This window comes from Pseudaeromonas sp. HNCC25DJ182 (genome assembly GCF_055413365.1).
Map to the genome: position 1 here is coordinate 69281 of NZ_JBVAYG010000004.1, position 13855 is coordinate 83135.

At 56.9% G+C, this 13855-nt stretch carries 15 protein-coding genes; 12 read left to right on the plus strand and 3 right to left on the minus strand.

Annotated elements, in window-relative coordinates; all coding sequences use genetic code 11:
* The first annotated feature begins 126 nt into the window (after nucleotides 1-126).
* Nucleotides 127-1011, plus strand: a complete 885-nt coding sequence (locus tag ACZYUB_RS04910; protein WP_463946014.1) for a DMT family transporter — start codon at nucleotides 127-129, stop codon at nucleotides 1009-1011.
* Here the strand turns inward: ACZYUB_RS04910 and ACZYUB_RS04915 are convergent.
* Nucleotides 994-1977 (minus strand): hypothetical protein, encoded by a 984-nt coding sequence (locus ACZYUB_RS04915; protein ID WP_463946016.1) that lies wholly within the window; start codon nucleotides 1975-1977, stop codon nucleotides 994-996. The genes ACZYUB_RS04910 and ACZYUB_RS04915 overlap by 18 nt on opposite strands.
* Before the next feature lie 219 nt (nucleotides 1978-2196).
* Between ACZYUB_RS04915 and cobT the strand changes: the two genes are divergently transcribed.
* From cobT to ACZYUB_RS04950, 7 genes are read left to right on the plus strand one after another with little or no spacing between them, the layout of a single operon-like run.
* On the plus strand, nucleotides 2197-3228 hold the full coding sequence (gene cobT, locus ACZYUB_RS04920; RefSeq protein ID WP_463946017.1) for a nicotinate-nucleotide--dimethylbenzimidazole phosphoribosyltransferase: 1032 nt from the start codon (nucleotides 2197-2199) through the stop codon (nucleotides 3226-3228).
* Nucleotides 3225-4064: an adenosylcobinamide-GDP ribazoletransferase gene (locus ACZYUB_RS04925; RefSeq protein ID WP_463946019.1), complete on the plus strand. Its 840-nt coding sequence runs from the start codon at nucleotides 3225-3227 to the stop codon at nucleotides 4062-4064. The genes cobT and ACZYUB_RS04925 overlap by 4 nt, the downstream gene beginning before the upstream one ends.
* 8 nt (nucleotides 4065-4072) lie before the next feature.
* Nucleotides 4073-4606 (plus strand): bifunctional adenosylcobinamide kinase/adenosylcobinamide-phosphate guanylyltransferase, encoded by a 534-nt coding sequence (gene cobU, locus ACZYUB_RS04930; RefSeq protein WP_463946021.1) that lies wholly within the window; start codon nucleotides 4073-4075, stop codon nucleotides 4604-4606.
* Between the two features lie 32 nt (nucleotides 4607-4638).
* A complete protein-coding gene (locus ACZYUB_RS04935) occupies nucleotides 4639-5268 on the plus strand; it encodes a histidine phosphatase family protein (RefSeq protein ID WP_463946023.1) in 630 nt (209 codons plus the stop codon).
* Between the two features lie 5 nt (nucleotides 5269-5273).
* Entirely contained in the window at nucleotides 5274-6773 is a 1500-nt protein-coding gene (locus ACZYUB_RS04940; protein WP_463946024.1) for a cobyric acid synthase, read from the plus strand.
* Nucleotides 6763-7368 carry a cob(I)yrinic acid a,c-diamide adenosyltransferase gene (gene cobO, locus ACZYUB_RS04945; RefSeq protein ID WP_463946026.1) on the plus strand — a complete coding sequence of 202 codons (606 nt, stop codon included), beginning with the start codon at nucleotides 6763-6765 and terminating at the stop codon, nucleotides 7366-7368. Before ACZYUB_RS04940 ends, cobO begins: the two co-directional genes overlap by 11 nt.
* Nucleotides 7365-8258 (plus strand): patatin-like phospholipase family protein, encoded by an 894-nt coding sequence (locus ACZYUB_RS04950; RefSeq protein WP_463946028.1) that lies wholly within the window; start codon nucleotides 7365-7367, stop codon nucleotides 8256-8258. The genes cobO and ACZYUB_RS04950 overlap by 4 nt, the downstream gene beginning before the upstream one ends.
* Here the strand turns inward: ACZYUB_RS04950 and ACZYUB_RS04955 are convergent.
* Nucleotides 8216-8791, minus strand: a complete 576-nt coding sequence (locus tag ACZYUB_RS04955) for an NUDIX domain-containing protein (RefSeq protein ID WP_463946029.1) — start codon at nucleotides 8789-8791, stop codon at nucleotides 8216-8218. The two genes, ACZYUB_RS04950 and ACZYUB_RS04955, sit on opposite strands and share 43 nt — an antisense overlap.
* 138 nt (nucleotides 8792-8929) lie before the next feature.
* Here ACZYUB_RS04955 and ACZYUB_RS04960 point away from each other — a divergent pair, with 138 nt between their 5' ends.
* The 3 genes from ACZYUB_RS04960 (at nucleotide 8930) to udp (ending at nucleotide 10810) form a co-directional block, all read left to right on the plus strand.
* On the plus strand, nucleotides 8930-9124 hold the full coding sequence (locus tag ACZYUB_RS04960) for an alternative ribosome-rescue factor A (RefSeq protein ID WP_463946030.1): 195 nt from the start codon (nucleotides 8930-8932) through the stop codon (nucleotides 9122-9124).
* A gap of 175 nt (nucleotides 9125-9299) precedes the next feature.
* Nucleotides 9300-9779, plus strand: a complete 480-nt coding sequence (locus tag ACZYUB_RS04965; RefSeq protein ID WP_463946032.1) for a DUF4124 domain-containing protein — start codon at nucleotides 9300-9302, stop codon at nucleotides 9777-9779.
* Between the two features lie 266 nt (nucleotides 9780-10045).
* A complete protein-coding gene (gene udp / locus ACZYUB_RS04970; protein WP_463946034.1) occupies nucleotides 10046-10810 on the plus strand; it encodes a uridine phosphorylase in 765 nt (254 codons plus the stop codon).
* Between the two features lie 63 nt (nucleotides 10811-10873).
* Here the strand turns inward: udp and ACZYUB_RS04975 are convergent, their stop codons facing one another.
* Entirely contained in the window at nucleotides 10874-12895 is a 2022-nt protein-coding gene (locus ACZYUB_RS04975) for a HAMP domain-containing methyl-accepting chemotaxis protein (protein WP_463946035.1), read from the minus strand.
* 165 nt (nucleotides 12896-13060) lie between these two features.
* On the opposite strand from ACZYUB_RS04975, the gene ACZYUB_RS04980 reads away from it, so the two are divergent.
* Nucleotides 13061-13852, plus strand: coding sequence for a DUF4922 domain-containing protein (locus ACZYUB_RS04980; RefSeq protein ID WP_463946037.1), 792 nt, complete (start codon nucleotides 13061-13063; stop codon nucleotides 13850-13852).
* Nucleotides 13853-13855 lie beyond the last annotated feature (3 nt).

A 13855-nucleotide genomic window follows, 5' to 3' on the forward strand; every position in this document is an offset into this window, starting at 1 on the left:
CCTGCTGCTATCCATAATAAATGCCGCATAATACGCCCCCACACGACCCGCTCGCCGCCATGCTTGGCTCTGCCTTATCCCGATGGGGAGTCGTGCAACCACTCGGACCACGGAGACCAAAACACATTGGAACACTATTGGGGGGAACTGGCGGCCTTGGCCGGAGCCTTGAGTTGGGCGATTGCCACCTTGATCTTCAGCCAATTTGCCCATCATCTGAGCGCCATGCAAATGACCCTGACCAAAGGCTGTGTGGCGTTGATACTGATGCTGGGAACCTTGCTGCTGATGCCGCTCCCCGAAGCTCATGTCGCTTGGGAGCCGATGCTCTGGCTGGCACTTTCCGGGTTTATTGGTATTGCTATCGGTGACAGCGCCTATTTTGCGGCACTGCGGCGGATTGGACCTAACCGGACCCTGTTGCTGGAATCCCTCGCCCCACCCTTGTCGGGTATTCTGGCCCTATGCCTCTTGGGCGATCACCTGGGTTGGCAAAGCTGGCTCGGCGTCGTTGTCACCACTGCGGGCGTGACCTGGGTGGTGATGAAACCCGATCCGGAAAAGGGCTATAACCGCGCCGGTTTGGCGTACGGCTTGCTGGCCAGTTGCTGTCAGGCGACGGGGGTGGTGATCTCTCACTATGCGCTGGTCACCAGTCAGGTGCCGGCCCTGTGGGGCGCTACGTTACGCCTGGGATGTGGCACCTTGGCGGTAGCTCTCTGGCTGGCGGTGAGCCAACCCACGGCACTACGGCAGCTCAGCGGGCTGATTTACCGGCAGCCAGGCCGCCGCTATCTCGTTCTTGGCATCCTGGTGGGCACCTATCTGGCGCTCTGGCTACAGCAATTGGCACTAAAGCTGGCCAACCCTGCCGTCGCGCAAACCTTGCTGGCAACCAGTCCGCTGTTTTTGTTACCGCTGGCCTTCTGGCAAGGCGAACCACTGTCGAAACGTCTGGTGCTGGGTACCAGCATGGCCCTGCTCGGGATACTGCTATTCTTCTGGCGTTGAAGTCACGGCGGGCTTGCGCGGCGTGGTAAACAATCGCCATCGAAATTGCTGGCTAAAGGGGTCATACGAGATGCGCCGACTATTTGTCAGTGCCTCCAGTCCCGGGTTTTGCAGCACCAGCAGCTGACGCTTGTCCAGCTGAGCCGCGGTTATACCGTCCGCGTAAAAACTCAGCCAGAGCTTCTGCAGATCGCCATCGACAAAGGCTTGCTCCAGACCGCGATCGACACGTTGAAGCAACGCGCTGTAACGGGCGTTGGTATAAAAAAAGCGTGGCAATGGGTAATAGAGCAGCAGGTGGGAGTCCAGGGCTAATTGCGGAAGGTTCTGGTGGCTTTGCAGCTCGGGCATGGCTTCATTGATGCCGCGGCAAAACAGGTCAAATCGACCCGAGGCGACCATTTTAAACAGGCTCTCGTATTGGCCAACCTCCTGCACGGCAAAACCGTTATGACGCAAGATGGTGACATCCTGCCAGCCGCTGCCTTGGCCATGGCTAAATGGGCGCAATGCCTGCAGGCTGCCTATCTGGCTGAGCTCAGGCAGCAAGGCACGACGAGTAAAACAGATCCGGTAGCTCGTGATATCCAGATCCGGCTCAAATCCTCCCCGCTTCAAACCTGCGCGCTCCAGCTCGAGATCATAACTGAATTTGACGATAAAATTCTCATAGCTATTGGTGAGCAGGGCTTGACGGGCTCGGGCTGTGTTCATGGGGAGCGAGGGTTGTAACCGATAATCGCCATACTCCCCCCTGGTTTTGTCCAGGGCCAGTTTTAACACCGCTATGGTGTAATCATTGCGTCGATCCAGCGCACTCTCGGCTGCGCGATAGGTCACCACGGTCACGGGTGTCGCGGCCAGTACAGAGCTGACCATCAGATAAGAGCCGAACCCACATCCGAGCCAACACCGGACCCACCATGCGGCTCGACTCGCCAGCAGGCCAACAGGATGCACACCCATCACAACCTCCACCATCCGCCTGACCCAGAGCATGGATTATGGGGGATCCGGTAAACATAAACCTTGACGCTGTCCGTAAAGAAAAGAGCCGCTGATGATAGCGTCATGGGATTTGCGGCCGCCGGATGAAAAGTTTAGTGAGTTAAGGGGGAAAAAACGCATGGAATACAGTAGCATGGCTAGCTACTACGGAAGGTATCACCAGCATAAGGAGCCAGTATGCTTGCGACATGGACCATTCATCCGCTACTTCGTGACCAGGAAACGGCGATTCAAGCCCGGATCGATCAAAAAACTAAACCGCTCGGTGCGCTGGGCCGACTTGAAGAGATCGCCTGCCAACTGGCCCTGATCCAGCAACAGGACCAGCTCGCCATTACCAAGCCGACATTACTGGTTTTCGCCGCCGATCATGGCATCGCCGGGCACGGGATCAGCATAGCGCCCAGCGCTGTAACCCGACAAATGGTGCTGAATTTCCTGGCCGGTGGCGCTGCCGTCAATTGCTTTTGCCAGGCCAGCCAGATGACGCTACAAGTGATCGACGCCGGTATTCTGGAACCTATCGCGGATCCCCGACTCATCCAGCAGCGCCTGGGCTGCTGCAGCGGCGATATCAGTATCGAAGCCGCCATGACTCCCGAGCAGTTGCAGCAAGGACTGGATTATGGCCGCCAGATTGCCAATGAACAGATAGCGGCTGGTTGTAACCTGCTGGCTTTCGGAGAAATGGGGATCGGTAATACTTCGCCGGCTGCGGCCCTCCTTGCCGCCATGACCGGCTTGCCTCTGGCGGCTTGTGTGGGGCGTGGAACCGGGATTGATGATGCGCAGTTGATACGTAAAAAAGCCTTGCTCACCCAAGCCTTGAACCGAGTCGGTCAACAATCGGACCCGCTGGTGTTACTCCGTGAGCTGGGTGGTTTCGAGATCGCCCAAATTACCGGCGCCATACTGGGCGCGGCAGAGCAACGAATCACCCTGTTGATTGACGGTTTTATCGTTACCGCAGCGGCTATGCTGGCGGTTCGCATCGCCCCTGCCTGCCGTGATTACATGATTTTCAGTCACGGCTCTGCCGAAAGCGGACACGGGATGATGCTGGAGTCGCTGCGCGCTCGCCCCCTGCTGGATTTAGGGCTGCGCCTGGGCGAAGGCACTGGAGCTGCCCTGGCCTTGCCCCTGCTGCGTGCCGCCTGCAGTTTTTACAACGATATGGCCAGCTTCAGCAGTGCCGGAGTCACAGTGTGACGGTCGGTCGCAAACTGCTGGCGGCGCTACGGCGGCAAGGCAACTACTTTCTGTTGGCGCTGGCGTTCTTCACCCGGATCCCGATCCCGGCTTCGACGCCGTTTTCAGCAGAGCGCCTCAATCACGCCAGCCGCTACTTCTCCGCCGTCGGTTTACTGATCGGGCTTTTAGGGGCTGGTGCCTGGCTGCTGGCCCAGTCGTTGTTGCCGCTCTCGGTCGCCGTGTTGCTCAGCATGGCCGCCACCATCAAGATCACCGGAGCCTTTCATGAAGATGGATTGGCCGATATGAGCGATGGTTTGGGCGGCGGCATGGATACAGCCCGCAAGCTGGAGATCATGAAGGACTCGCGACTCGGTACCTATGGCGCCATCACGCTGCTGCTGACGGTATTGATCAAATATGTCTCCTTGCTGGAGATCAGTCAGCTTGCACTGATCGAAGGCCTCTTGGCACTGATCGTATTGCACGCCACATCACGCGCACTGGCGGGTAGTCTTATTTTTGACATGCATTATGTGCGTGACGACAGCGGCAAGGCTAAACCTCTGGCGCAAAATCAATCCCTCGCTGATCTGCTGGTCCTGCTATTTTTCGGGGCTTTGCCTTTGTTATTGCTGGACATTCATAGCGCACTCACCCTGCTGCTGATCTTCATCGCACTACGCTACTGGATCAAACACTGGCTCACCCGGCAGCTGGGCGGCTATACCGGCGATTGTCTGGGGGCAGCCCAGCAGATCAGCGAGGTGGTGGGCTATCTGATCTGGCTGTCGTTGCAACAATTGCAGATCATCCGCATCAATCCCCTGATCGACTCGTTATTGTTTTCTTAAGGTCCCAGATGGCAAAAATCACCTTGATACTCGGCGGTGCCCGCTCCGGTAAATCGGCTCTGGCGTGCCAAGTCGCCGCACAGAGTGAACTGGCGGTGACCTACATCGCAACCGCCACCGCCCGGGATGCCGAGATGACGACCCGGATCCAGCATCATCAGCAAGAGCGCCCCGCCGATTGGCAACTGGTTGAAGCGCCTGTGGCATTGGCCCAGGCGATTGCCGCACACGCCAGCGATAGCCGCTGCCTGCTGGTGGATTGTCTGACCCTTTGGCTTACAAATCTGCTGCATGATGCCGACGGACAACCGCAGCCTGACACCCTGCTGGGCGAGCATTTTTTGGCTCTGGAGCAAGCGCTGGAGCAAGCCGCGGGCACCATAGTGCTGGTCAGTAATGAGGTGGGTCTGGGCATCATTCCACTCGGTGAGCTGACTCGACGTTTCGTGGATGAGGCCGGGCGGCTGAATCAGCGCTTGGCGCGTTTGGCCGATCATGTCTTTTTTGTCGCCGCCGGACTTCCACTGCCCCTCAAGGGCTAGAGTGTTCGACACATAATCATGATGAGATCTGTATGGCTGATATCACACCACGCCACATAGGGCTGTTGCGACACGGTAGTCTGGATGCCGCACCAGCCCTCTACGGGCGTAGCGATCCGCCACTCTCCACTGAAGGGTGGCAAGCGTTTGGGGCATTATTTGAGGCTCCGCAACTGCCCTGGCAGCGCATACTCTGCTCCCCGCGCCTACGCTGCCGACAGGTGGCCGAACCTTTGGCACAAAAATTTAACCTCCCGCTGGAGATTTGGCCCGAGCTGGCGGAGATGGATTTCGGACGCTGGGATGGCATCCCCTACGACGAACTGCTGGCCGAGTGGCCCAGACTGGAGCGCTTCTGGAGTGATCCGTTGCGCTTTCCGTTGCCGGAGGCCGAACATCTGGGCGATTTTCATGCCCGTATCTCTCAGGTTTGGGAGCGCGTCCTGACGCTGAGCCAACAGCACTCGCTACTGCTGGTCACCCACGGTGGCGTTATTCGCCTGATCCTGGCTCAATTGCTTCATGCGGATTGGCGACGTGGAGATTTCTATCAGCGCCTGAATATCCCCTATGCCTCGCTGACGCAATTGGATATTTGGCATGGTGAGGGGCAACCCGCCCTTCAGATCCGCCAGTTGGCTGCCCTTCCTGCCGAGGTATAAGCATCTTGTTGCAACAACCAGACTCCCAATCCACGCTGATGGTGCAAGGTACCAGCTCCGATGCCGGTAAGAGCCTGCTGGTGACCGCCCTGTGCCGGATTTACGCTCGTCAGGGCCACTTGGTGGCGCCCTTCAAACCGCAAAATATGGCGCTGAACAGCGCTGTCACCGCCGATGGTGGCGAGATTGGTCGTGCCCAAGCGGTGCAGGCCCTGGCTGCGGGTCTGGCGCCCAGTGTCCATTTCAACCCGGTCCTGCTCAAACCCAATTCCGATACCGGCTGTCAGGTGATCTTGCAGGGGCGCGCCCTCGGCAACATGGAGGCCGAGGCCTATCACGATTACAAGCAGGTCGCGATGGCGACAGTGCTGGACTCTCACCAACGGCTGCGGCAGCAGTATGCGCGCATTATCGTTGAAGGTGCTGGTAGTCCTGCCGAGATCAACCTGCGAGCCGGAGATATTGCCAATATGGGATTTGCCGAAGTGGTCGATTGTCCGGTGATCCTGATTGCCGACATTGATCGCGGTGGTGTATTTGCCCAACTGGTGGGCACGCTAGCGCTGCTTTCAGAGTCCGAGCGTGCGCGGGTACAGGGGTTTGTCATCAATAAATTTCGTGGCGAGCTGGCGTTATTGCAATCGGGTCTCGACTGGCTGGAGCAAGAAACCGGCAAGCAGGTGCTCGGCGTCATCCCCTACCTGCAGGGTCTGGAGATTGCCGCTGAAGATGCAATTGCCACCCGCCAGACCACAGCAGAGGGCCAGATCCGTATCGTGGTACCGGTATTGCCCCGCATCAGCAACCATACCGATTTTGATGCCTTGCGGCTGCATCCGGATATCGATCTGCAGTTTATCCCCCTGCATCAGCCCCTACCGGCTTGTGATTTAGTGATCCTTCCCGGCAGCAAAAACGTAAGAGCTGACTTGGCGGCGTTCCGTGAACACGGCTGGGAGCCTATGTTGCACCGTCACCTTAGGTACGGTGGCAAGGTGTTCGGTATCTGTGGCGGCTATCAGATGCTGGGCCTGCGTATCGAGGATCCGCTCGGCATCGAAGATGTGCCCGGCGAGAGCGCCGGGTTGGAGCTGCTGCCGATAGACACCGAGCTGATGCCGGATAAACAATTATGCCAACGTCACGGCCAACTTCGGCTCCATAACGAAACCGTGCCGGTGCATGGCTATGAAATCCATGTTGGCCGCAGCCGCGTCGCCTCTGGTTCGACACCACTCCTGATCTATGGTGATGGCTCGACCGACGGTACTATCAGTGGCGATCGGCAAGTTGCCGGTTGTTACCTGCACGGCTTATTCGACGCACCGCCGGGGTTGTCTGCGCTGATGGCCTGGCTTGGGCATCGCGTGACAACCCCGGTTTCTTATGCCCAACAGCAGCAGGATGCCATCGAGCGGCTGGCTGATTGTGTAGAACAACATCTGGATATGGCGAAGCTGGAATCGCTGTTCCATCGCAACTGGAGACAGAATCATGGTGAATGAACAGCAACGGGATGAGCGGCACAAGGCCCGACAACAACGGCTGAAAGAACAGGTCGATGCGCGGATCGCGGCAGCCCAGGAGGATCGAGGGCTGCTGATTGTGATCACCGGCGATGGCAAGGGCAAGAGTACCTCCGGATTTGGTACCGTCTGCCGCGCGGTGGGACATGGTCTCAAAGCGGCCGTAGTGCAATTTATCAAGGGCAACTGGGCCTGTGGGGAGCGCAACTTGCTGAGTTCGGCCGGGGTGGAGTTTCATGTTATGGCCACCGGCTTTACCTGGGAAACCCAGGATCGGCAAGCCGACACGCTGGCCGCTCAGGCCGTCTGGCAGGAAGCCAAGCGCTTGCTGGCAGATCCAGATATCCAGCTGGTGCTGCTGGATGAGCTGACCTACATGGTGGCCTATGACTATCTGGATCTCGATGAGGTGCTGGAGGCTCTGGTCCATCGTCCGGCGATGCAACATGTGGTGATCACCGGTCGGGGTTGCCATCGGGCGCTGCTGGAGCTGGCCGATACCGTCAGCGAGGTCAAAAATGTGAAACATGCATTTGATGCCGGGATCAAAGCCCAGCAAGGGATTGATTGGTGAATTCAGCCAGCCCTATTTCTGGCCGCGGCTCTGCGGCACTGATCGTCGAAGGCGGCGCCATGCGCGGGATCTTTGCCGCGGGTGTCCTCGATACCTGGAGTCGGGCTGATTACTACCCGTTTGCGCTCTGTCTGGGGGTCTCAGCCGGTTCCACTGCACTGGCGGCCTACCTGTCCGGACAAATCGGTCGCACCCATGGCGTGATCACCGACGTCTCCTGCCGAAAACCTTTCATCAGCCTGCCCCGCTTCCTGGGCGGCGGCCATTGGCTGGATCTGGATTGGTTATGGCCGGTGAGCCTGGCGGAGTACCCCTTCGATGTGGCTGAGTTCAGTCGCAGAAACACGCCCCTGCTCATAGTGACCACCCGGGTTGCAGACGCCACGCCTTGCTATCACCTGGCTGAGCCGGAGTCGATGATGACGGTTGCCAAAGCCTCCTGCTCGGTGCCCGTGGCCTACCGGAATTTTGTATTGCTCGACGGCAAGGCCCATACCGATGGTGGCGTGGCCGATTCCATTCCGGTCATCGAAGCATATCGACGAGGCGCCCGACAGATCACGGTACTGTTATCCCAACCCTGGGGATATCGCAAACGCCCGGCCCGCTATCCACAACTGCTGCGCTATCTGTTGCGACAACAGCCAGTATTGGCGGAGGCCATGTTGAGCCGGCATCGCCAATACAATGCGGCCTTGGATTTTATCCGCAATCCGCCGGCTGATTGCGAGGTCCGGTTGCTGGCTCCACCGCCAGATTTCAAGGTCGGACGATTGACCCGCAATCGGCAAGCATTAGAGCGCGGCTATCAGCAAGGGATAGCCGCGGCAGATTGCTATCTCCAGCGTTACGCGGGTTGTTCCGGGCTGGCGGGGAGAGAGAATTGCTGACGGCGTTGAGCGAGTAGCAGGATCCCCATCACCGACATGGCATCACTGATCTGACCGGTCAGAACCATCGACAGCGCCTCATCGAACGGATAGATCTCGACCTCGATATCTTCACTCTCCTCCAGCGATTGCTCACCGGGCTCCAGCTCAGTGGCGACAAACAGGGCTCCGATTTCATTGCTGATCGAGTTGGAGAGGTGTACCCCCTCAAACAGCGGCATGATGCTTCCGGCACGATAACCGGTCTCCTCGGCTAATTCCCGACTGGCGGTGTCATGCCATGCCTCGCCCTGGGGACAGCCGCCCTTGGGGATTTCCAGAGAGCTGACATTGCCGATGGCATAGCGAGTCTGCCGTACCAGGATGAGTTGGCCGTCGGCGGTGAGCGGAACCACGCCGACCGCCCGATTCTTGAACTCCACCACCACATACTGACTGGGCGTTCCGGCCGGGGTTATGACCTCATCCTGACGTAACCCCAGCCACGGGTTGGAAAAAAGGTGTCTGGAGTCCAAGGTCTGCCATCCCGCCATCAGGTTATCCTCTTGCTAATTGACTTGATACTTACTGCAGGCACTCGCGAAGCGCGCTATCCTGCACCGGTTGGGAATGTATCGACATTCACCCGCAGTTGCACCCCATTTTAATACTCAGTTCATGACGGAGTGATGATGAAAAAACAGAACACTGGCTACCAGCATAACCGCGGTGTCATCGCCGATAACGCCTTGGCCGCTTTGGTGCACGATCCGCTCTTTCGCTGCCGGATCGAAACCAATAAAAAAGGTAAAGGCAGTTATCAACGTAAAGCCAAGCATCATCGGGGCTACGAGCCCAGTGCTCAACGGTTGGCAACCATCCATTGAGCACTGGGCTTGTGGTCACCCGAGAATCAATTTCTGTACCAGCCCACATCTAGAAAGAAAACTGGTTGTCATTTTTTACACTAGAAATCATGCTGGACTCTGAATGGTTCACCAGCCAAACCCGATCAAATCTCAGCCGGAACCGCTGGTTACCCGCATGGACATGGAGCTTGCTATGCGATGGAATGCCTTGATCACAGCCTTGTGTGCTCTGGGGTGCGGCCTGCAGAGTTTGCACGCCGCCGAAGTGTATCGCTGGGTCGATGACAAGGGCGTCTCTCACTACAGCCAACTCCCGCCTCCGGATAACCGACAGCAATTCGGCAAGGTCAATACCGCCTTTACTCCGGCCCAACAAGCATTGATTGCCGAGGCCGAACGCGAACGCTTGCAGAAGCAAGTGTTGCAGCAAACGTCCATCCCTCCCTCAGCCGCAGGCGCGGAACAGACTTGTCAGCAACTGCAGCAAGACAAAGAGTCCTATCTGCAACGACGCATTGAAGAGCAGTACCTCAGTGATCGCAATGACTGCGAAATGAGTCATATCGGAACGGCGGCACTCAAGCAGCGGGAAGCCTGTTATCAGAGCGCCCGTCATACCATGGATCGCAGCATCTCCCAGCTGCCATCGGTAAAACTGTGTAGCAACCAATAGCGATACGGTTCACAAATCCAAAAGCTTTCTTGCTGATCACACTATTTCCCCTGAAGCCGGCCTCATGCTGTCGAATACGTTTTCCCAACCCAGGCAAACGTATTCCTGGATCTCGGGTGCGATTTTTTTCCTGATCGTGAATTTTTTACTGTACTGAGGTCGTTTTTTCGGTTGATCTTCGTCACGCTTTTTCTTGAAAACGCTGTCTAGACTGGCCGCCATGAAGAGCTACATGCCGTCATTCAATCTGCTATCGGAGTCTTACCATGAATAAAACCGTCGATGTATTTCACCTTGGGCTGGCGAAACAGGACTTGCAAGGCGCAACCTTGGCCATAGTCCCCGGTGATCCGGATCGGGTCAAAAAAATAGCCGAATTGATGGAAAATCCGCGGCCGTTAGCCAGTCACCGTGAATTTACCAGTTGGTTAGCGGAGCTGGATGGTAAGCCGGTGGTCGTCTGTTCAACCGGCATCGGTGGTCCATCCACCTCGATTGCCGTTGAAGAGTTGGCACAACTCGGTGTTTCAACCTTTTTGCGTATCGGCACCACTGGGGCCATCCAGCCCCATATTGCGGTGGGCGATGTGTTGGTGACCACGGCCGCGGTACGACTGGATGGCGCCTCCTTGCATTTTGCGCCGATGGAATTTCCGGCGGTGGCGGATTTTACCTGTACCACAGCCCTGGTTGCGGCCGCGAACCATCTGCAGGCACAGCTCCATGTCGGGATCACGGCCTCATCCGATACCTTCTATCCGGGCCAGGAACGCTACGATACCTATTCAGGCCGGGTGGTCAGCCGCTTCAAGGGCTCCATGGCCGAATGGCAAGCCATGGGCGTGATGAATTACGAGATGGAATCCGCCACCCTGCTGACCATGTGCGCCAGCCAAGGTCTGCGGGCGGGCATGGTCGCCGGTGTCATCGTTAACCGGACACAACAGGAAATCCCGGATGCAGTAACCTTGCAACACACCGAGAGCCAGGCGGTACGGATCGTGATTGAAGCCGCCCGACAACTGATCTGATCCCTGTTCTGCCGGGACAAAAAAGGGGCTCGTGATGAGCCCCTTTTGCCGCCTGGAATCTTGTTAGTCCACGTGTCCGAGTTTGAATTGCTGGACCGTTTTTTCTTGTTGTTCACACAGAAGATCCAGCGCTTCGGTTTGTCCGGCCATGTCATGCATGGTCTTGCTGCTCAGTTCGACCACTTCGGACATTTCATTGATGCTGCGACTGATCTCGCGGCTGGCGATGGTTTGCTCACGGGTCGCAGTGGCGATCAATTCCGCCGAATTTCTGACATTCAGCATGTGATCGGCAATCAAACCAATGGAGCCATTCACTTGTTCCATCTTGGCTCGACCATCCTGCATCAGATGCAGGCTGTCGCGCATGCTGGAGACGGCGCCCGAGGACTTATTTTGCAAATCCGAGATCATGGTGTTGATCTCTTGCGTGCTCTGGTTGGTCCGGCTGGCCAGATTGCGAACCTCATCCGCCACCACCGCAAATCCGCGGCCATGCTCACCGGCGCGCGCGGCTTCGATGGCGGCGTTCAACGCCAGTAAGTTGGTCTGTTCCGAGATCCCGGAGATGACCTCCAGAATGCCGCCAATGTGTTCGCTCTGGGCATAGACCTGCTGGATGACCGATTCGCTATGTTGAAGATTCTCAAATAAGGATGACACCAGTCGGCTATTTTCCTCGACCAGATTGCGCCCCGCCTGCACCTGTTCATCGACCGATAGCACCATGTTGAGGCTGGACTCGGTATTGTGGTTCACATCCTGAATGGCATGTTCCATTTCGGTCACTGTCGCGGCCAGGGTATTCATGGTGCCGGATTGCACCTGCACCTGGGCCGCAAGTGTATTGGCAAACTCGCGATTCTTGTTGGCGGTGTTGCGTGTCTGAGCCGCCCCCTGCTTGACGATGGTGAGTGTGTGGTTGAACTCATGGATCACCGCATTGATATCGCGCTGTAGCTCGGCAAACTCGCCACTGAATTTGCCCTCGACCCGCTGGGTGAAATCCCCGGTCGCCAGCTGTCGTAAAATGCGTTGCAGCACTGACATTGGCGCATTGATGGTGCTGGACAGCCGCCAGCCGACCACACCGGCGAATACCAAGCTGAACAGTAACGACAGCATCAGGCTCAGGGTGGTACTGCTAATGCTGGCATTGGCTTTGGCAAATGCCTCGGCACCGATAGCTTTGGCGGCCTTCTGCAGCGACTGTACCTGCTTCATTGCCGTTTCTACCGCCGTAGAAACTTCTGCCACGCGAGCCAGCAGTTGCGCGCGCTTGTCCTGCAAGGCGACATAACGGGCGATGGCGCCCTGCTTCATCCCATCATTGGATTTGAGGGCGGTAATCCCGGTGGTGAAATCACTGTTGTCCTTGGTTGCCGGGACTTCCTGCTGCAGCACCTCGCTGTTTTGCAGAATCATCTGCGAGACAGCCACCGAATTACGTTGAATCGCCTGCATCTCTTTGAGTGATTGGGTGCTGAAAATGGCATTGACCATGTACTCCATGGTGCCGATCTGGGAAACCAGTTGTTTCGTCAATGACGAGATATAAGGATCCTCATCGGCATACGGCTTGAATGTCAGATCCACGGCCACCTTGGCAAAGCTGATTTTCGTCAAGAAATCGGCTTTGATCTTATCGATCAGCGCGGCCTCGGCCATCACCTCCGACCGGATCCGGTTGATGTCATTTCCACCTTGAACGATGGCCTGCAATGAAAACTGCAGTGCCTGTGCCGCGCGGGAAGCTTCGCTCCCTTGCTGCTCTATGGCATTGAGTTTGTCGAGTAGTGCCTGTAATTGTGCATTCAGGGCTTTAGACTGAGAGTCGAAATGTTGCCGTTCTTGCTCGAGTTCCGGTTTGGTGTTGGCAAACATCATATCAGTGGCGGTTTTGTTGATGCGGAGCAACTCCTGGCCAATGGAGTTAGCATCCTCGCTTAATGCACTGATATCCTTGACTACAAAGGTAAATGCATCGTTGATTCTCGCCATATTGAAGTACGAGAAGCCCCCTCCCAGGGCCATGAGTCCACAAAGAATGGCAAACGCGATCCCCACTTTGATTGTCAGCTTCATGCAGATATTTCCTTCTCATTTGTTATGTATTCAGATCTCGGGGTTCTTTATTTTTATTGGTCAGTGCAACTGACATGAACGCCAAGGCAACACCGGATGGAGAAAACTCCTACGGCTATTTTAGGTGATTTTCAGCCAGGAACCTGTGCAAAGAGGTCAATCGTTATGTTTTTATTAGAAAAAGCGGCGCGAGTCACCCGCCTTGCTATCGCTTCGCGTCATATGAGCCCGATTGAGGTCGCCACTCATGACCATATCGAGGAGGGTATTCACTACGTGCTGCGCATCGCCGCGGGGCTCAAGCATAAGCCACAGCCGACCGGGGCTCGCACTCCGAAGCCAGATCCGTTTCTGCCCTACGAGGCCGAGCTGTATGTTGCCGATGTGGCGCCCGCACATGTCTGCCTGTTGAATAAATATCCGGTGATCGCCAATCACCTGCTGCTGATTACCCGGAATTTTGAATCACAAGACAACATGCTGACCGAGCAGGATTTCAGCGCCTTAACCCAGCTGCTCGATGAAGCCGATGGCCTGGTCTTTTACAACTGCGGTGCCAGCGCTGGGGCCAGCCAACGGCACAAACACCTGCAGTGGGTGCCCAGGACTCTGGGTGAATGTCGTGCCTCGTTACCGCTCGAGCCGGGATTGCAGACCCTGCGCTTCAACCATTACTGGTCACCGCTGCAGGGCACCGAACAGGCCGATACCCTCTACCAGTGCTATCAGCAGGCTCTGCGAGCCCTAGCCTGGCGACCGGGTCTAGCCTATAACCTGCTGCTGACCCGGCAATGGTTGTTGTTGGTGCCGCGGCATAGCGCCTCCTGGAACGGGATCTCCATCAACAGTTTGGCGTTTGTCGGCTCCTTCTTCGTGATGGATGAGCAGCAAGCCGAGCAACTGCGCAGCGCAGGGTTTCAAACCGCTCTACAGGCCGTCAGCGGCTGGCCATGCTGAGGC

Excerpts from the sequence above, each read along its gene's own strand:
- cobO (WP_463946026.1), top strand. The coding sequence starts at position 6,763 with ATGGTGAATGAACAGCAACGGGATGAGCGGCACAAGGCCCGACAACAA.
- ACZYUB_RS04975 (WP_463946035.1), bottom strand. The coding sequence starts at position 12,895 with ATGAAGCTGACAATCAAAGTGGGGATCGCGTTTGCCATTCTTTGTGGA.
- ACZYUB_RS04965 (WP_463946032.1), top strand. The coding sequence starts at position 9,300 with ATGCGATGGAATGCCTTGATCACAGCCTTGTGTGCTCTGGGGTGCGGC.
- cobU (WP_463946021.1), top strand. The coding sequence starts at position 4,073 with ATGGCAAAAATCACCTTGATACTCGGCGGTGCCCGCTCCGGTAAATCG.
- udp (WP_463946034.1), top strand. The coding sequence starts at position 10,046 with ATGAATAAAACCGTCGATGTATTTCACCTTGGGCTGGCGAAACAGGAC.
- ACZYUB_RS04960 (WP_463946030.1), top strand. The coding sequence starts at position 8,930 with ATGAAAAAACAGAACACTGGCTACCAGCATAACCGCGGTGTCATCGCC.
- ACZYUB_RS04935 (WP_463946023.1), top strand. The coding sequence starts at position 4,639 with ATGGCTGATATCACACCACGCCACATAGGGCTGTTGCGACACGGTAGT.
- ACZYUB_RS04915 (WP_463946016.1), bottom strand. The coding sequence starts at position 1,977 with ATGGGTGTGCATCCTGTTGGCCTGCTGGCGAGTCGAGCCGCATGGTGG.
- cobT (WP_463946017.1), top strand. The coding sequence starts at position 2,197 with ATGCTTGCGACATGGACCATTCATCCGCTACTTCGTGACCAGGAAACG.
- ACZYUB_RS04980 (WP_463946037.1), top strand. The coding sequence starts at position 13,061 with ATGTTTTTATTAGAAAAAGCGGCGCGAGTCACCCGCCTTGCTATCGCT.
- ACZYUB_RS04955 (WP_463946029.1), bottom strand. The coding sequence starts at position 8,791 with ATGGCGGGATGGCAGACCTTGGACTCCAGACACCTTTTTTCCAACCCG.